We start from the raw sequence: 18,397 nt of genomic DNA on the forward strand, positions 1-18,397 counted from the left end.
CTTCACGAAACGGCGAATTAGCTCAGTCGGTTAGAGCAGAGGAATCATAATCCTTGTGTCCGGGGTTCGAATCCCTGATTCGCCACCAAATTTCGGGGGTATAGCTCAGTTGGTAGAGCGCTTGCATGGCATGCAAGAGGTCAGCGGTTCGATCCCGCTTACCTCCACCACTAAATAAAAAAGCTCTTGTTAAACACAAGAGCTTTTTTGTTTGGCTTAATTAATAACCAGATAAGACATCAGAGCTTCCCTTCAATACCTAATCAATAAAGGCCGTCTGAAACATTTCAGACGGCCTTTTATCTTTGATTACTTCACAAGCTTCAATACTTTTTTCGGTTTTTCTTCCGCAGATTCAGCTTTTTTATCTTCCGTTGCAGCAGAACTGGTAGAAGCAGGCTGATATGGTTCTACCTCGAAACCCATACCCTCTCCACTTTCACGGCCAAATATACTGACAATATGACCGACCGGAATCCAAATCTCATGCGCTACGCCGGAAAAACGGGCAGAGAAATTGACCCATTCATTGTCGATATTTAAATTATGGCTGGCTGTAGGGCCAATATTTAAAACAATCTCATTGTCACGTACATACTGCATCGGAACGCGGGTATGTTCGTTTACCCAAGCGACGATGTGTGGTGTTTGGTTATTATCCAAGCACCATTCATACAAAGCGCGCAACAAATACGGTTTGGTTGAAATCGCCATAAACCCATCCTTTAGCGGCGCATGGCTTTTTCAGCCGGAGTCAATGCCTCAATGAAGGCTTCGCGTTGGAAAATACGTTCCGCGTACTTCAGCAAAGGCGCGGCAGATTTGCCCAGTTTGATGTCGTAATAATCCAAACGCCACAACAGCGGGGACAAGGCAACATCGATCATGGAGAAGTCATCGCCCAAAATATATTTGTTTTTAGCAAAAGACGGTGCCAGCAAGGTCAAGCCATTGCCAATGGCTTCACGCGCTTTAGCCTGTTCTTTATTGGTGGACTCAGGGTTTTCCAACACTTGCACCAAGCTGAACAGTTCTTTTTCCATACGGTACAGCACCAAACGGCCGCGACCGCGCATAACAGGATCACCCGGCATCAATTGAGGATGAGGGAAACGCTCGTCAATGTATTCGTTGATGATGTTTGATTCGTGCAAAATCAGATCACGCTCAACCAAGACCGGTACTTGGTTATACGGATTCATCAAAGCCAAGTCTTCCGGTTTATTGAACACGTCCACATCTTTGATTTCAAAATCCATGCCTTTTTCGTACAGCACAAAACGGCAACGTTGGCTGAATGGACAAGTAATACCCGAATACAAAGTCATCATAATCTTCTACTCCTGATCAATCTTTTCAGACGGCCTTAAGCCTTATAAAAATTCAGAAAGAATTATACATAATTTCAAATACTTAATCCATAAATTTAAAATAATGCGCTGTTTATATTAAGTAATTTTTAGATTTGCATTGATTCGACATAAATTAATCAAGCAAACAAAAAAGGCAAACCTGAAACAGGTTTGCCTTTTTGATTCAAAAGAATTAATGAACGTCTTTCCAGAATTCTTTTTTCAGGAAGTACGCCAACGGCAACATTACGGCAAACAGGAATGTCAAAACCATGTAACCGATACGGTGGCGTTGCAATTGAGCAGGCTCGCCCATGTATACCAGGTAGTTTACCAAATCGCGCACATAAGCATCGTACTCTTTTTGGATTACTTTACCGTTAGGCAGACGACGGCTGTGCAGACCGGTAGATTCCCAATACAGTTTAGGAGTCAGATTGCCATGCTCGTCTTTAATCATAACGGGCTGACCTTTGGCATCCAACTCAACGGCTTGAACACCTTGTTGCTCCCACAATGGGTGAGGCATACTCGCGCCGGCCAAAACGGTATTGTTCCAACCGGTCGGACGAGTTGGGTCTTTATAGAAGCCACGCATATAAGCGTACAGGTAGTCCGCACCTTTAGAACGGGCGATTAGGGTCAAATCCGGTGGAGGCGCACCCAACCATTTGGAAGCATCTTTCGGATCCATGGCCGCTACCATCACGTCACCAACGTTGTCTGTTGTGAACATCAGGTTTTTCTTGATTTCATCTTCAGTCAAACCGATGTCTTTCAGACGGTTGAAGCGCATACCGCTTGCAGAGTGGCAAGACAAACAGTAGTTTGTAAAGATTTGCGCACCGTGCTGCAGGCTGACTTGGTCACGCAGGTCGATGTCGACTTTTTCATAGTTTGCATGGCCGCCGCTGGCGACGGCTGCACTCATAGGCACTGCCAGCAATAAGGCAGCAAACCAGTTTTTCAGAGTTTGTTTCATTTTCGCTGCCCTCATCAGATATTGGTTGCAAACAAGTAAGCACCAACAACGGTAATACCGACATAAACAAAGAACATAATTTTTTGTTTAGTAGTGCTCATGGTTACGCGTTCAGGAACTGGTTTGTTGGTATCCAGTTTGGTATAGAACGGCATACCCAGGAAGAATGCAAAGTAGACGAAAGACAGGATACGTGCAACCAAAGTACGAGTATCAGTTGCTACCATTGCACCCAAAATACCCAAACCGATGAAGGCAATGATGAACAGAACCAACGCAGTTTTGAAGATTGGGCCGCGATAGCGGACAGATTTAACTTCGCCTTTATCCAACCAAGGCAACAAGGCAATCAGGACAACTGCTGCACCCATACCGATTACGCCCCATACCTGAGTACCGGCAAAGGAAGGAATCGCACGCAGAATTGCATAGAACGGAGTGAAGTACCATACCGGCGCAATGTGCGGAGGTGTTTTCAGCGCATTCGCTGCATCAAAGTTCGGCGCTTCGAGGAAGTAGCCGCCGCCTTCAGGTGCAAAGAACAATACAGAACAGAAGACAATCAGGAATACAACGACACCCAAGATGTCTTTAACGGTGTAGTAAGGATGGAATGGGATACCATCGCGTGGAATACCGTTTTCGTCTTTGTTTTTCTTGATTTCAACACCGTCAGGGTTGTTAGAACCCACTTCGTGCAGGGCGATGATGTGAGCCACAACCAAGCCGAGCAACACCAGCGGTACGGCGATAACGTGCAGGGCGAAGAAGCGGTTCAGAGTAACGTCGGAAACGTTGAAGTCACCACGAATCCAAGTGGACAAATCAGGACCGATAACAGGGATGGCGGAGAACAGGTTAATAATTACCTGCGCACCCCAGAAGGACATTTGACCCCAAGGCAACAGGTAACCCATAAAGGCTTCTGCCATCAATGCCAAGAAAATCAGGGAACCGAAAATCCACACCAATTCACGAGGTTTTTTGTACGAACCATAAATCAGACCGCGGAACATGTGCAGATAAACGACGATGAAGAAGAAAGATGCACCGGTGGAGTGCATGTAGCGGATAATCCAACCGCCGGACACGTCGCGCATAATGTACTCTACTGCGGTAAAGGCAGCAGGCAGATGGTAGGCGTTCAGGTTGCCGTCCGGTTTGTAGTTCATGGTCAGGAAAATACCGCTGACGATTTGAATCACAAGGACAAGCAGGGCCAAAGAGCCGAAGTAATACCAGAAGTTGAAGTTCTTCGGCGCATAGTATTGAGCCAAATGCTCATTCCACATTTTAGACAGAGGGAAGCGAGCGTCCATCCAGCCTAACAATGCTTTTGCTTTGCTATTGGTTTGGTTTGCCATAATTATCGTTCCTTATTTTTAGTCTTCGCCCACCAAAACAGTTGTATCGCTCAGATATTTGTAAGGCGGTACAACCAAGTTGGTCGGTGCAGGAACACCTTTATATACGCGGCCTGCCATGTCGAATTTCGAACCGTGGCACGGGCAGAAGAAGCCGCCTTTCCAGTCTGCGCCCAAATCCGCAGGGGCAACGTCGGGACGGTAAGTCGGAGAGCAACCCAGGTGGGTACAGATACCGATAGCGACGAGGAGGTTCGGCTTGATCGAACGATGCTCGTTTTTAGCATATTCCGGTTGCTGATCCACTTCGGAATTAGGATCCGTAACTGCGCCATCCAAACTTTTCAAGTCTTTGAGCTGTTGATCTGTGCGGTTGACTAGCCAAATCGGTTTACCCTGCCATTCGGCAGTCAGCATTTGGCCTGCTTCGATTTTGCTGACATCTACTTCGACAGCAGCACCGGCAGCCTTAGCTTTCTCCGATGGGAAGAAGCTGGCCACGAAGGGCGTAGCTACGCCCAGAGCCGCCACACCGCCTGCACCGCAAGTAGCCAGTGTCAGGAAACGGCGGCGGCCGTTGTTGATTTCTTGATTATCCATTATTCAGTCGTCCTAAATTTTTGGGAATACCGAGCCATTAAACAGCGTAATTCTACCTAGTTTGTTGTAATACTCAAAGCATTATTTAAAATAAGGTAAAGTTTTTATGATATTGCTCAATACTCAGGCAGGATTGTTTTCATCAAAGTGAACCACTTCGATACCGAATTTTTCTGCCACGGCATCGCCTAAGGCGCGGACGCCGTAACGTTCTGTCGCGTGGTGGCCGGCACTGATAAATGCCACACCCGTTTCGTTGGCAAGATGATATTGCGCTTCGGAAATTTCACCGGTCAGATACGCATCAACACCTTCGTCTGCGGCCGTCTGAAAAAATCCCTGCGCACCGCCGCTGCACCAGGCAATGCGTTTGATTTCGCGTTCAAGATCGCCGATAACGGTCGGTTTGCGGCCGAATACCGCCTCAATGCGTTCAGACAACTGCGCCAATGTTTGCGTGGTTTTCAGACGGCCTGTATTCAACAGGTTTTGCTCGCCGAATTGTTTTTCGAGTACCCAATCGAGTTTCTCGGCCAACTGCGCGTTATTACCCAATTGCGGGTGTGCATCCAGTGGCAGGTGGTAGCCCGCCATATTGATTTGGTGTTGCAGCAAGGTTTCAATGCGTGCTTTTTTCCAACCGGTAATCGTGACAGGCTCGCTTTTCCAAAACATACCGTGGTGAACCAAAAGCAGATCCGCCCCCTGCCCTACGGCAAAATCGATTGCCGCTTTGCTGGCGGTAACCGAAGTGGCGATTTTGGCAATTTCTTCTTTGCCTTCGACCTGTAAACCGTTGGGCGCATAGTCCTTAAACAACCCGACCTGCAATGTCTCATCGCACCAAGCCAGAATTTCGCGGCGTAAAGCCATATTCCGCTCCTTATATCTATCTTCAAAAACAGCTTCGCATTCTAACCGCAAAATCTGTTTATGCCTCAAATTCTTACATTCCGATTTCAGCAATCATTCCCAACATTAATCATTTGCACATCATCATGAATTATTTTAATATACGCCACCTTACCCACAGGCCGTCTGAAAACACATGGACTCTATTATCGAATTGCGTCATCTCAAAACCTTGCTGGCTTTAGAAGAAACCGGCAGCGTTTCCCTTGCCGCCAAACGGGTTTTCCTGACCCAATCCGCCCTGTCGCACCAAATCCGCGCCTTGGAAAATTATTACGAAACGCCGTTGTTTGAACGCAAATCCACACCTTTGCGCTTCACACCTGCCGGTATGCGCCTGTTGCAACTGGCGCGCGAACTGTTGCCTCAGGTTGCCGCCGCCGAACGTGATTTGGTGCGGATTATCGAAGGCGAAGCCGGCGAACTCAGGCTTGCCGTCGAATGCCACACCTGCTTTGACTGGCTGATGCCTGCCATGGGCGAGTTCCGCCCCTTATGGCCGCAAGTTGAATTGGACATCGTTTCCGGTTTCCAAGCCGATCCAGTCGGGCTGCTGCTGCAACACCGCGCCGACCTTGCCATCGTTTCCGAAGCCGAGCCGCTCAACGGCATCAGCTACCGCCCTCTGTTTGCCTATGAAATGGTCGGCATCTGCGCAGAAGACCACCCGCTTGCCGACAAAGACGTTTGGGAAGCCGAAGATTTTATCGACGAAACCCTGATTACTTATCCCGTCCCCGACGAAATGCTGGACTTGCCCAAAAAAGTGCTGTTGCCCAAAGGCATTAATCCGCCGCGCCGCCACAGCGAGCTGACCATTGCCATTATTCAATTGGTTGCCAGCAAACGCGGCATCGCCGCCCTGCCCTACTGGACGGTCATGCCGTATTTGGAAAAAGGCTACGTCGTTCATCGAAAAATCACTTCAAACGGCCTGCAAAGCAAACTTTATGCCGCCATTCGTACGGAAGACGCCAACAAAGGCTATTTGGACAACTTCTGCCAAATCACGCATGACCGCTGTTTTGCCGACTTGCCGGGTTTGAGCGAATTGGAAATGTAAACTTGAAACAATCAAAAGGCCGTCTGAACAATTTTCAGACGGCCTTTTCAATACACAAAAATTTCACTGCTTCTCTTCAGATTCATCCGAACCCAAACACGCCGACAAATCGATTTCAGACGGCCATGTTTTATCGGGAGCAACCCGAATATCGAAATGCTCGCCACGATAGTCGAAAACCAAACGCCAAGCGTGCAGAAACAGATGTTCCGCCTCATCGCCGCCATACAGCGTATCACCCAAAATCGGACTGCCTATGCTTTTCATGGCCACGCGCAGCTGATGGGTTTTGCCGGTAAACGGTTGCAACACAAACAGGCGCAAACCGGGCTTCAGGCTTTGGCTGCTGAAACGGGTAACGGCAAAATTATCCTCATCACGCGTCAGCTTCCATGTACCGCGCCGCGAACGCGCCATACCGCCTTTTACCCAGCCCTGCTTTTTCGCAGGCTTGTGCGTACCGAGTGCCAAATAAGTTTTACGCATGGTTTTCTCGGCAAACTGCACCGACAAAGCGGCCGCGCTGTTGCGGTTAAGCGCAAGCAGCAACAGGCCGCTGGTGGCTTTGTCCAAACGGTGAACCAGCCACACGCGTTCAACGCCGAGCTGCTGCACCAGCGATGCGGTCAGGCAAACATCCCCTTCCGATTCGCTGTGCACCGATACGCCGCAAGGCTTATTGATGACCACAAAGTCTTTGTGTTCAAAAACAATGTCCCACATTTCAGACGGCCTTCAACACGATACCGTCGCCAAGCAGGGTCAAAATACCCAGCAGACAGAACAAGATACATGCGGCAATGCGTACTGCTTTGGCCGGAATTTTGCGCATCAGCATTTCGCCCAAATACACGGCAGGCACAGAAGCAATCATCAAACCGGCAATACTGCCGACCACGACCAGCAGGATAGATTGGTATTTTGCCGCCAAAAGAACCGTCGCAATCTGCGTTTTATCGCCGATTTCCGCCAAGAAAAACAGGACGACCGTCGCCGTAAATGCGCCGTATTTCAGCCACTTGCTGTCAGGGTCTTCGTCTTTGTCCGGCAGCAGCAGCCATAAACCGACCGCAATAAAGCTGCCACCGACCACCCATTTCATGACTTCGGGCGAAATAGTGGATGCCAGCCAGACACCGATTGCGGCTGAAACAAGATGGTTCAACAGGGTTGCAATAAAGATACCGGCAACAATCGCGTTTTTGTGGGCAAAACGTGCTGCCAAAAAGAGCGCGAGCAATTGCGTTTTATCGCCGATTTCGGCAATGGCAACGCCCAGCGTCGAAGAGAAAAAAGCTTCCATGATTTAAGATACTCAACCGAAAAGCGGGCAAACAAAAAGCGCTGTGCATACCGCCCGCAAGGGTATGGACAACGCTTACGTCTTGCCTGTCTTCCGATAAAGCAGAGAAGATACCGCTGCCACGGCCGCACAAGCCGATTATGTTGACAACGGTTTCGGCATTGCGCCGAATGGCTACTCCCGTAAGAGTGAAGCGCGCATTGTAAGACAAACCATGGCTTGAAGCAACAAAAAGAAAAACAAAAGGCCGTCTGAAACCTCATTCAATCAGGTTTCAGACGGCCTTTTTCACAGCGATTAATTATCGGAGAACAAATCGCCTACTTTTTCGCCTACTTTTTCCCAAAACGATTTTTTGCGCGGGGTTTGGCTGAGATTGAGACCGGAGGAGATTTTTTCAAATTCTTCCAGCAACTCTTTCTGACGGTCGGTCAGGTTAACCGGAGTTTCAACCAAAATGTGGCAGTACAAATCGCCGGTCGAGCTGGAACGCAGAGACTTAATGCCTTTACCTTTCACGCGCATACGGCGGCCGGTTTGCGTTTCTTTCGGAATGTGCAGTTTGACTTTGCCGTCCAAAGTCGGCACTTCGACTTCACCACCCAATGCGGCAATGGCAAAGCTGATCGGCAACTCGCAATGCAGGTCCAAGCCGTTGCGCTCGAAAATTTTGTGCTGTCTCACGCGGACATTGACGTACAAATCGCCTGCCGGCGCGCCGTGTTGACCCGGCTCGCCCTCGCCGCTCAAGCGGATGCGTTGACCGTCGTCGATGCCTGCCGGAATGTTGACTTCAACCGTTTTGCTGGTTTTGGTGCGGCCTTCGCCACGGCATTTGACGCAAGGATCTTTGATTTCTTTGCCTGTACCGTGACAAGTCGGACAAGTCTGCTGCATTTGGAAAATGGCTTGGCGGACATGTACCGTGCCTGAGCCGTGACAGGTCGAACAAGTCGATGCGGATGTACCCGGTTTGGCACCTGAGCCGTGGCAGACATCACATTCTTCGTAAGTCGGAATATTGATGCGTTTTTTCACGCCTTTGGCGGCTTCTTCAAGCGAAATCTCTATACCGACCTGCAAGTCCGCACCGCTGTAATCCGGCTGGCGGCCGCCGGCACCGCCGCCGAACATTTGGCTGAAAATATCGGAAAAATCGAAGCCTTGCGCGCCGCCGAACCCGCCAAAACCGCCGAATCCGCCCGCGCCGCCGCCCATGCCCTGCTCAAACGCGGCATGGCCGTATTGGTCGTACATGGCGCGTTTTTCCTTGTCTGACAAGGTATCGTAAGCTTTTTGGACTTCTTTAAATTTTTCTTCCGCTTCTTTGTTGTCAGGGTTGCGGTCGGGATGGTATTTCATTGCCAGCTTGCGGTAGGCTTTTTTGATTTCATCGTCGCTAGCGCTGCGGGCAACACCAAGTGTTTCGTAAAAATCTTTATTGCTCATAATTTTGATAGTGTTAAGAATGAATTCAAACTGGGTGGGATATGTGGGCGAGTATCAAAAACTCAAGTCAGTATTTTCAAGGCTGTCTGAAATTGTGCTTTTCCGACATCCAAACATTCAGACGGCCTTTGTCAAACCGACAGGCCCGACAACCTGCTATAATCCCATCTTTATTTTTCCAACGTTTTCAAGCGAAAAACAGAATGACCATGCAAGAACATTACCAACCCGCCGCCATCGAGCCTGCGGCGCAGAAAAAATGGGACGATGCCCGTATTTTCAACGTCTCCGAAGACGCTTCCAAACCCAAATACTACTGCCTCTCCATGTTCCCCTACCCCAGCGGCAAGCTGCACATGGGGCATGTGCGCAACTACACCATCGGCGACGTATTGAGCCGCTTCAAACGCTTAAACGGCTTCAACGTCATGCAGCCTATGGGTTGGGACGCGTTCGGCATGCCGGCGGAAAACGCGGCGATGAAAAACAACGTCGCCCCTGCCGCTTGGACTTATGACAACATCGAATACATGAAAACCCAGCTCAAAAGCCTGGGTTTTGCGATTGACTGGGAGCGCGAAGTTGCCACCTGCAAACCCGAATACTACCGCTGGGAACAATGGCTGTTTACCAAGCTGTTTGAAAAAGGCATCGTCTATCGCAAAAACGGCACGGTGAACTGGGATCCAGTCGACCAAACCGTCCTTGCCAACGAGCAAGTTATCGACGGGCGCGGCTGGCGTTCGGGCGCGTTGATCGAAAAACGCGAAATCCCGATGTATTACTTCAAAATCACGGATTACGCCGAAGAGCTGCTCAACGATTTGGACAAGCTGGAACACTGGCCGGAACAAGTTAAAACCATGCAGCGCAACTGGATCGGCAAATCACGCGGTATGACCGTGCGCTTCGCCGTTTCAGACGACAGCAAACAAGGCCTGGAAGGCGATTACGCGAAATTCCTGCAAGTTTATACCACCCGCCCCGACACGCTGATGGGCGCGACTTATGTTGCCGTTGCCGCCGAGCATCCGCTGGCAACCGCCGCAGCCGCCGACAAACCTGGATTGCAAGAGTTTATCGCCGAATGCAAAGCCGGCTCCGTTGCCGAAGCCGACATGGCGACAATGGAGAAAAAAGGCGTGCCGACCGGCCGCTACGTCGTCAACCCGCTCAACGGCGACAAGCTGGAAGTGTGGATTGCCAACTATGTATTGTGGGGCTACGGCGACGGCGCAGTGATGGCGGTTCCGGCACACGACGAACGCGATTTTGAGTTCGCCACCAAATACAATCTGCCGAAAAAACAAGTGATTGCCGTCGGCGACAACGCATTCGACGCAAACCAATGGCAAGAATGGTACGGCGACAAAGAAAACGGCGTATTGGTCAACAGCGGCGACTTGGACGGCATGAATTTTCAGACGGCCTTCGACGCCATCGCCGCCAAGCTGCAAAGCCAAGACGCAGGCGAACCGAAAACCCAATACCGCCTGCGCGACTGGGGTATTTCGCGCCAACGCTACTGGGGCTGCCCGATTCCCATCGTCCATTGCGAAAAATGCGGCGACGTACCCGTCCCAGCCGACCAACTGCCCGTCGTTTTGCCCGAAAACGTCGTCCCCGACGGCATGGGTTCGCCGCTGGCAAAAATGCCCGAATTTTACGAAACCACCTGCCCATGCTGCGGCGGCGCGGCAAAACGCGAAACCGACACCATGGACACCTTCATGGAATCGAGCTGGTATTTCTTCCGCTACATGTCGCCCAAGTTCGCAGAAGGCATGGTATCGGCTGAAGCCACGAAATACTGGGGCTCGGTCGACCAATACATCGGCGGTATCGAACATGCGATTTTGCACCTCTTATACGCGCGCTTCTTCACCAAACTGATGCGCGACGAAGGCTTGGTCAATGTTGACGAACCGTTTGAACGCCTGCTCACGCAAGGCATGGTCGTCTGCGAAACCTACTACCGTGAAAACGACAAAGGCAGCAAAGACTGGATCAACCCCGCCGATGTCGAGCTGACTTTCGACGACAAAGGCCGCCCCGTTTCCGCCGTCCTCAAAGCCGACGGCCTGCCCGTCGTCATCAGCGGCACGGAAAAAATGTCCAAGTCCAAAAACAACGGCGTCGATCCGCAAGAACTGATTAACGCCTACGGCGCAGACACCGCCCGCCTGTTCATGATGTTTGCCGCACCGCCCGAACAGTCCCTCGAATGGAGCGACAGCGGCGTCGAAGGCGCGCACCGCTTCCTGCGTCGTCTGTGGCGTACCGTTTACGAATACCTGAAACAAGGTGAAGCAGTCAAAGCGTTCGCAGACAGCCAAGACGGTTTGTCTAAAGAACTCAAAGACCTGCGCCACAAACTGCATTCCACCATCGCCAAAGTCAGCGACGACTACGGCCGCCGTCAGCAGTTCAACACCGCCATCGCCGCCGTGATGGAACTGCTCAACCAATACGACAAAACCGACACCAACGGCGAACAAGGCCGAGCCGTCGCCCAAGAAGTATTGGAAGTCGTCGTACGCCTGCTGTGGCCGATTGTGCCGCACATCTGCGAAACCCTATGGAGCGAATTGAACGGCGCAAAACTGTGGGAAGCAGGCTGGCCGACAGTCGATGAGGCCGCTTTGGTCAAATCCGAAATCGAAGTCATGGTTCAAGTCAACGGCAAACTGCGCGGCAAAATCACCGTTGCCGCCGACGCCTCCAAAGCCGACCTCGAAGCCGCCGCACTCGCCAACGAAGGCGCAGTGAAATTCATGGAAGGCAAGCCTGCGAAGAAAATCATCGTCGTACCGGGCAGACTGGTGAACATCGTGGTGTAAAGCTGATTCGGCATTGATTGCTATAATTAGGAAAGGTCGTCTGAAAACTTGGAAACAGGGTTTTCAGACGACCTTTTATTTTTAAAACCGTTATTTTATTTAAACGTAAGGTTTACCATTAAATCAAAGTGATAAAGATATTTTTAAACCATCGTATTCAAATGAAAACCTTCGCTTTGATAAAAACAAAGGTTTAGCCGAATAAAGAAAGGCCGTCTGAAACCCTATATTCAGGTTTCAGACGGCCTTTTTATCTACCCGATTTTATTCACCGTAATAAGCTTTGGTCAGGATTTCTTCCATATCGGCCACCATCGCGAGGCGTGGGTTGGCCGGGGTGCATTGGTCTTCAAAAGACATCATGGCCAGCTCTTTTCTGCCGTCGAGGAAGGTTTTCTCATCGATACCCTGCTCTTTCAACGACATTTTGATGCCGACGTTGACCGCCAGTTCATGGCAGGCGCGGGCGAAGGATTCGACACCTTCTGCCGGTGTGCTGCATGGCAGGCCTAAGGTACGGGCGATTTCCTGATATTTCAGATCGGCTTTGTAGTAGTTGTACTTCGGCCAAGTGGCGGTTTTCTGCGGACGCGTGCCGTTGTAGCGGATGACGTGCGGCAGCAGGATGGCGTTGGCACGGCCGTGCGGAACGTGATATTTGCCGCCGATTTTGTGTGCCATCGAGTGGTTGATGCCTAAGAACGCATTGGCAAACGCCATGCCTGCGATGGTGGAGGCGTTGTGCATATGCTCGCGCGCTTCTGGATCGGCCGCACCGTGTTTGTAGGAGCGTTCGAGGTATTGGAACACGAGCTTGATGGCTTGCAGGGCGAGGCCGTCTGTAAAGTCGTTCGCCAGTACGGAAACGTACGCTTCTACCGCGTGGGTCAATACGTCCAAACCGGTATCGGCGGTTACGCTTGCCGGTACGGTCATGGTAAACGCAGGATCGACAATCGAAATGGTTGGGGTCAGCGAGTAGTCGGCGATGGGGTATTTTTTGTCGCCGTCGCTGATGACGGTAAACGGCGTGACTTCGGAGCCTGTGCCCGATGTGGTAGGGATGCCGATGAATTTGGCTTTGCGGCCCAATTCAGGGAAGCGGAAGGCACGTTTGCGGATGTCCATGAATTTTTGTACCAAGTCTTCAAAATCGACTTGAGGCTGCTCGTAGAAGAGCCACATGGCTTTGGCTGCGTCCATTGGCGAACCGCCGCCCAGAGCGATGATGGTGTCGGGCTGGAAGCTGCGCATCAAATCCGTGCCTTTATAGACGGTTTGGACGCTCGGATCGGCTTCGACATCGGTAAACAGCTGGATGGTCACTTTGTTTTTGCGTTGATGCAGTTGGTGGGTGATTTTATCGACAAAGCCCAGATCAACCATCGAACGGTCGGTCACAATCATGACTTTTTCGCAGTCTTTCATGTCTTGCAGATATTGGATGGAATCGCGTTCAAAATAGATTTTGGCGGGCACTTTGAACCATTGCATGTTGTTTCTCCGACGGCCTACTTTTTTGATGTTTAACAGATTGACTGCACTGACGTTGCCGCCGACGGCGTTTTTACCGTAAGAGCCGCAACCGAGGGTCAGAGAAGGCAGGAAGGCGTTGTACACGTCGCCGATGCCGCCGAAGGTGGAAGGCGAATTCCAAATCACGCGCAGGGCTTTGACGCGGGAGCCGAACGTTTTGACCAATTCTTCGTCGGCAGTATGGATGGCGGCAGAGTGTCCCAAGCCGTCAAAGGCAACCATTTGTTCGGCGAACTTCAAACCTTGTTCGGTCGAATCCGCCTTAATCATGGCCAAAACGGGCGAAAGTTTTTCGCGGGTCAACGGCTCGTTCGGGCCGACTTCGCGGCATTCGGCGATGATGATATTGGTTTTTTCAGGTACTTTAAACCCGGCCTGCTCGGCAATCCATGCTGCCGGTTTGCCCACAACGGCGGAATTGAGTTTCGCCCCGCCGCAGCTGGCGCAATTCGCCGTTACGCCGAAGATAAACTCTTCGAGCATGGCTTTTTCTTTTTTGTTGGCAAAGTACACGCCGTAGGATTTGAACTCTTCGGCCAACTCTTTGTAAATCTCTTTATCAGCAATCACCGCCTGCTCGCTGGCACACACCATGCCGTTGTCGAAAGATTTCGACATCACAATATCGTGCGCCACCTGTTTGATGTCCGCCGTTTTTTCAACATAAGCAGGTACGTTGCCCGCCCCGACGCCGAGCGCAGGTTTGCCGCAAGAATACGCGGCTTCCACCATCGCATTGCCGCCGGTCGCCAAAATCGTTGCCACGCCCGGATGCTTCATCAGCGCGGAAGTGCCTTCCATAGACGGCTTTTCAATCCACTGGATACAGTTTTCCGGCGCACCGGCCGCAATCGCCGCATCGCGCACAATACGCGCGGCATGGGCGGAACACTGCTGGGCGGACGGGTGGAACGAGAAAATAATCGGATTGCGGGTTTTCAGTGCAATCAGGGATTTGAAAATGGTGGTGGAAGTCGGATTGGTCGTCGGCACGATACCGCAAACCACACCGACCGGATCGGCGATTTCAGTAATACCGGTTACATCGTTTTCGCTGATGACGCCCACGGTTTTCAAATCGCGCAGGCGGCGCACGACGTTTTCGCAGGCAAACAGGTTTTTCGTCGCCTTATCCTCAAACACGCCGCGTCCCGTTTCTTCTACCGCGTGCATGGCGAGCACACCATGTTTGTCCAGCGCGGCAATGGAGGCTTTGGCAACAATAAAGTCAATCTGCTCCTGATCGAGCTTAAGAAACTCGTCCAATGCTCGTAAACCCTTGTCAACCAGGCTGTTTACCTCGGCTACGGCTGGGCTGACGACGTTGTCGGCTGATGCGTTCATGGTGTATCTCCTTAATAAAAGGTGGCAATAAAGTCAATAAATTTTCACTACGATAACTATAGGTAATTTAGTTACATTTTGCTTTGACCTACATCACAAACCATGATTGAACTTTTCAGACGGCCATTTTATCGTTTATTCATTTTAATTCTTTGAAGTATAATATTTTTATCTACACGAAAACAAAGACGGTCATTCTTCGTCGCTTTCCTCGATAATTAAGATAAAAACAGAAAATAGATGTATTAAAATTACAAACGTAAATGAAAAAGGCCGTCTGAAAATCTTTTTCAGACGGCCTTTGATTTATGTATGCCTTTTATTGGCTGATGTCTTCCAGCGTACGGCCTTTGGTTTCTTCACCCAATACCAAGATTACCGCCACAATCAGCAGCATAACCAGGGCAAACATCATAAAGATATTGCCGAAGCCGCCGCTGTTGCCCACCATCGCCGCCACCACCATGGGCGCGAGTATGCCGCCGATGCGGCCGATGGCGCCTGCCCAGCCGGATGCGAAGGCACGGAAGCGCAAAGGGTAGAGTTCGGGGGTGTAGGTGTACAAAACGCCCCATGCGCCCAAGTTAAAGAAGGACATCAGGCTGCCCCAGACCATGACTTCGGCCGCAGTGGTGCTTTGCCCGAAAAACCATGCGCACGCGGCGCAAGCGGCCAGGAAGCCTGCCAGCGTTGCTTTGCGGCCGATTTTTTCCACCAAAGCCGCGGCGGCTATATAGCCGGGCAGTTGCGCAACAATCATCACCAGCACATATTCAAAGGTTTTGACCACGGTATTGCCCTGCTCGACCAGCAATTTGGGCAACCAAGTGAAAATGCCGTAATACGAAAACACGATGCCGAACCAAACCAGCCACAGCATCAGCGTGCGCCGTGCAAACGGATGTTGCCAAAGTTGGAAGAAGCGGATGCGTTCGCGCGGGGCGGCCGGTGCGGCAACAGCTTCTGTCGGCGGCGTGATGCCCGATTGTATTTCCAGCACGGATACTAAATGGTGCGCTTCATCGGTTTTGCCGCGGGAAAGCAGGTAAGGCACGGATTCGGGAACGAATTTCAACACCAACGGCACATAAAACAGGGGCAAGGCACCGAATAAAAACGCGCTGTGCCAGCCGGTTTGCGGAATAAAGAAATAAGACACCAGCGCGGCCGAGAGCCAGCCCAAGCCCCAAAAGCTTTCCAGCAACACAATAAAACGACCACGTACTTTCGGCGGCGCATATTCGCTGACCAGCGACACGGCGACAGGCAGTTGGCCGCCCAAGCCGACGCCGACAAAAAAGCGGCACACCAGCAAAACCGTCAAATCAGGCGCAAGCGCACACAAACCTGTAGCAATGCTGTACACCACCATCGTACCGGCAAAAACGGTTTTCCGTCCGAACCTGTCCGCCAGCCAGCCGCTGAATACCGCGCCCAGAGCCATGCCGACAAAGGCAATGCTGACAATCCAACCCAACTGCGCCGGAGCCAGCGCCCAATCTTTGCCCAAAGCCGGCAATACAAACGACACCAAGCCTGTATCCATGGCATCAAACAGCCAGCCGATGCCGACCAAAACCAGAAGTTTGTAATGAAAGCGGGAGGGCGGCAGATTGTGCAGCCGCGTCAGAATATCCATCACTTCTTTCCTTTGTTTGTGTATGATTGAATTGGGTTTTATCAATAAATGCTTTAATTTCAGTGACAAACCTAAAACCGAAACATTGTGTCGATTTTAACATTGGTACCCTATGCAAAGAATAGGAAGCGCGTGTTTTTTGGCTATTTTTATCGCCAGAACCGCACGCCATATTAAAACGCTGAATAAGGGTTCACGGCAGGCCGTCTGAAACCGATGGTCCGTTTTTCAGACGGCCTGCCGTTTTTTGCAAAGGCTTCATGCTTGGGTTATGATGTTTATTTGTAATATGTAAACAGACGATTGCCTGTTTTTACATAACGGGCCGTCTGAAACAACGGAGAACGATATGAATGCGGTTGTAATTGCGGTCATCATCATGCTGGCGCTGTCTTTATCGCGCGTGCATGTGGTGCTCAGCTTGGCTGTCGGCGCGTTTGTCGGCGGCTTGGTGGCCGGTATGCCTTTGGAGAATGTAACCAACGCGGCCGGCGATGTGGTGCAGCAAGGGATTATTCCTGTTTTTAACGAAGGCCTGAAAGGCGGGGCGCAAATCGCGCTGTCTTATGCCATGCTCGGCGCGTTTGCCATGGCCATCACGCATTCCGGCCTGCCGCAACAGCTCGCCGGCGTGATTATCCGCAAGCTCAACGGCGGCGAAGGCAATGCGAAAGGCGAAGGCGCGGTCAAATGGATGCTGCTGGCGATTATTTTGTGCATGGGCGTGATGAGCCAAAACGTTGTGCCGATTCATATCGCGTTTATCCCAATGATTATTCCGCCGCTGCTGTTGGTGTTCAACCGTTTGAAACTCGACCGCCGCCTGGTGGCCTGCGTGATTACGTTTGGCTTGGTAACGACTTATATGTTCCTGCCTTACGGTTTCGGCGCCATCTTCTTGAACGACATCATGTTGGGCAATATCCGCTCGGCAGGCATGGACACCGGCAACATCAATGTGATGCACGCAATGGCGATTCCGGCTTTGGGCATGCTCTCCGGTTTGCTGCTGGCCTTTTTGCACTACCGCAAGCCGCGCATTTATCAAAACAACGCCGCCGATACGGAAGACAATCGTGAAGCGGTGCAGCAGCAAGAGCCGTCAACCTATCGCAGCTTGGTGGCGGCCGTAGCGATTGCCGTGTGCTTTGCCATTCAGCTTTTGTATGAAAACTCATTGGTATTGGGCGCGATGTTGGGCTTTGCCGTGTTTATGATGTTGGGCGTGATGAACCGTTCCGCCGCCAGCGATGTGTTCGGCGAAGGCATCAAAATGATGGCGATGGTCGGCTTTATTATGATTGCGGCACAAGGTTTCGCCGCCGTTATGAACGCGACCGGCGACATCCAGCCTTTGGTCGAACGCAGCATGGCTTTGTTCGGAAGCAATAAAGGCATGGCCGCCTTTACCATGCTGTTTGTCGGCCTGCTGGTAACCATGGGCATCGGCTCGTCTTTCTCCACCTTGCCGATTATTACCGCGATTTATGTGCCTTTGTGCATCAGCTTGGGGTTCTCCCCAATGGCTACCGTGGCCATTGTCGGCACGGCAGGCGCGCTGGGCGATGCAGGCTCCCCTGCTTCCGACTCAACGCTCGGCCCGACCATGGGTTTGAATGCCGACGGTCAGCACGACCACATCCGCGATTCGGTTATCCCGACCTTTATCCACTACAATATCCCGCTGATGGTTGCTGGCTGGATTGCCGCGATGGTACTGTAATATGAGCGATATTCAGGAATTGGAACACCGCATCACCGAGCTAGAAATTCAGACGGCCTTGCAGGAAGATTTAATCGGCAGCCTGAACGATACCATCGCCAAGATGCAGCAGGCTTTGGATTTGCAACAAGGCCAGTTGCGGCTTCTGTATCAACGGATACAGGACAAAGGAGCAAACGGCGAACGCGAACCGTACAGCCTGCGCGACGAGATTCCGCCGCATTATTGATAACCTAAAAAAGGGCGTGTTGGATACATGCCCTTTTCTTTTATAACAAAGGCCGTCTGAA

15 protein-coding genes and 2 tRNA genes are annotated in these 18,397 nt (G+C 51.2%); 6 read left to right on the forward strand and 11 right to left on the reverse strand.

Features of this window, described 5'->3' with window-relative positions:
- Nucleotides 1-11: 11 nt before the first annotated feature.
- Nucleotides 12-88: transfer RNA gene (locus tag HMPREF2551_RS02595), tRNA-Met, on the forward strand.
- A gap of 6 nt (nucleotides 89-94) precedes the next feature.
- A tRNA-Ala gene (locus tag HMPREF2551_RS02600) sits at nucleotides 95-170 on the forward strand.
- A 139-nt stretch (nucleotides 171-309) separates the two neighbouring features.
- Here HMPREF2551_RS02600 and HMPREF2551_RS02605 read toward each other — a convergent pair.
- The 6 genes from HMPREF2551_RS02605 to HMPREF2551_RS02630 form a co-directional block, all read right to left on the reverse strand.
- On the reverse strand, nucleotides 310-714 hold the full coding sequence (locus HMPREF2551_RS02605; RefSeq protein WP_070837007.1) for a ClpXP protease specificity-enhancing factor: 405 nt from the start codon (nucleotides 712-714) through the stop codon (nucleotides 310-312).
- A gap of 11 nt (nucleotides 715-725) precedes the next feature.
- Nucleotides 726-1,331, reverse strand: a complete 606-nt coding sequence (locus HMPREF2551_RS02610) for a glutathione S-transferase N-terminal domain-containing protein (RefSeq protein ID WP_003685910.1) — start codon at nucleotides 1,329-1,331, stop codon at nucleotides 726-728.
- A gap of 214 nt (nucleotides 1,332-1,545) precedes the next feature.
- Nucleotides 1,546-2,334 (reverse strand): cytochrome c1, encoded by a 789-nt coding sequence (locus tag HMPREF2551_RS02615; RefSeq protein ID WP_003748257.1) that lies wholly within the window; start codon nucleotides 2,332-2,334, stop codon nucleotides 1,546-1,548.
- A gap of 14 nt (nucleotides 2,335-2,348) precedes the next feature.
- On the reverse strand, nucleotides 2,349-3,698 hold the full coding sequence (locus HMPREF2551_RS02620) for a cytochrome b (protein WP_003681866.1): 1,350 nt from the start codon (nucleotides 3,696-3,698) through the stop codon (nucleotides 2,349-2,351).
- An 18-nt stretch (nucleotides 3,699-3,716) separates the two neighbouring features.
- Nucleotides 3,717-4,298 carry a ubiquinol-cytochrome c reductase iron-sulfur subunit gene (gene petA / locus HMPREF2551_RS02625; RefSeq protein ID WP_049335346.1) on the reverse strand — a complete coding sequence of 194 codons (582 nt, stop codon included), beginning with the start codon at nucleotides 4,296-4,298 and terminating at the stop codon, nucleotides 3,717-3,719.
- A gap of 123 nt (nucleotides 4,299-4,421) precedes the next feature.
- Entirely contained in the window at nucleotides 4,422-5,171 is a 750-nt protein-coding gene (locus HMPREF2551_RS02630) for a Nif3-like dinuclear metal center hexameric protein (RefSeq protein ID WP_070837008.1), read from the reverse strand.
- A gap of 175 nt (nucleotides 5,172-5,346) precedes the next feature.
- Between HMPREF2551_RS02630 and HMPREF2551_RS02635 the strand changes: the two genes are divergently transcribed.
- A complete protein-coding gene (locus HMPREF2551_RS02635; protein WP_070837009.1) occupies nucleotides 5,347-6,273 on the forward strand; it encodes a LysR family transcriptional regulator in 927 nt (308 codons plus the stop codon).
- A 63-nt stretch (nucleotides 6,274-6,336) separates the two neighbouring features.
- Here HMPREF2551_RS02635 and HMPREF2551_RS02640 read toward each other — a convergent pair whose 3' ends face one another.
- The 3 genes from HMPREF2551_RS02640 to dnaJ form a co-directional block, all read right to left on the reverse strand.
- Nucleotides 6,337-6,996 carry a TIGR01621 family pseudouridine synthase gene (locus tag HMPREF2551_RS02640; RefSeq protein WP_070837010.1) on the reverse strand — a complete coding sequence of 220 codons (660 nt, stop codon included), beginning with the start codon at nucleotides 6,994-6,996 and terminating at the stop codon, nucleotides 6,337-6,339.
- 1 nt (nucleotide 6,997) lies between these two features.
- Nucleotides 6,998-7,576 carry a TMEM165/GDT1 family protein gene (locus HMPREF2551_RS02645; RefSeq protein WP_070837011.1) on the reverse strand — a complete coding sequence of 193 codons (579 nt, stop codon included), beginning with the start codon at nucleotides 7,574-7,576 and terminating at the stop codon, nucleotides 6,998-7,000.
- Nucleotides 7,577-7,873: 297 nt separating this feature from the next.
- The gene (gene dnaJ, locus HMPREF2551_RS02650; protein WP_049322586.1) at nucleotides 7,874-9,025 is read right to left on the reverse strand and encodes a molecular chaperone DnaJ; all 1,152 of its coding nucleotides are present in this window, start codon (nucleotides 9,023-9,025) and stop codon (nucleotides 7,874-7,876) included.
- A 209-nt stretch (nucleotides 9,026-9,234) separates the two neighbouring features.
- Here dnaJ and leuS point away from each other — a divergent pair, with 209 nt between their 5' ends.
- Entirely contained in the window at nucleotides 9,235-11,865 is a 2,631-nt protein-coding gene (gene leuS, locus HMPREF2551_RS02655; protein ID WP_070837012.1) for a leucine--tRNA ligase, read from the forward strand.
- Between the two features lie 264 nt (nucleotides 11,866-12,129).
- Here leuS and adhE read toward each other — a convergent pair whose 3' ends face one another.
- Nucleotides 12,130-14,745, reverse strand: a complete 2,616-nt coding sequence (gene adhE, locus HMPREF2551_RS02660) for a bifunctional acetaldehyde-CoA/alcohol dehydrogenase (RefSeq protein ID WP_070837013.1) — start codon at nucleotides 14,743-14,745, stop codon at nucleotides 12,130-12,132.
- Nucleotides 14,746-15,064: 319 nt separating this feature from the next.
- A complete protein-coding gene (locus HMPREF2551_RS02665) occupies nucleotides 15,065-16,384 on the reverse strand; it encodes an MFS transporter (protein WP_070837014.1) in 1,320 nt (439 codons plus the stop codon).
- A 349-nt stretch (nucleotides 16,385-16,733) separates the two neighbouring features.
- Between HMPREF2551_RS02665 and HMPREF2551_RS02670 the strand changes: the two genes are divergently transcribed.
- Both HMPREF2551_RS02670 and HMPREF2551_RS02675 read left to right on the forward strand, forming a co-directional pair.
- Entirely contained in the window at nucleotides 16,734-18,107 is a 1,374-nt protein-coding gene (locus HMPREF2551_RS02670) for a Na+/H+ antiporter family protein (RefSeq protein ID WP_070837015.1), read from the forward strand.
- Between the two features lies 1 nt (nucleotide 18,108).
- Nucleotides 18,109-18,336, forward strand: a complete 228-nt coding sequence (locus HMPREF2551_RS02675) for a SlyX family protein (RefSeq protein ID WP_070837016.1) — start codon at nucleotides 18,109-18,111, stop codon at nucleotides 18,334-18,336.
- Nucleotides 18,337-18,397: the final 61 nt, after the last annotated feature.

The organism is Neisseria sp. HMSC066H01, assembly GCF_001837375.1.
Taxonomy (GTDB): Bacteria; Pseudomonadota; Gammaproteobacteria; order Burkholderiales; family Neisseriaceae; genus Neisseria.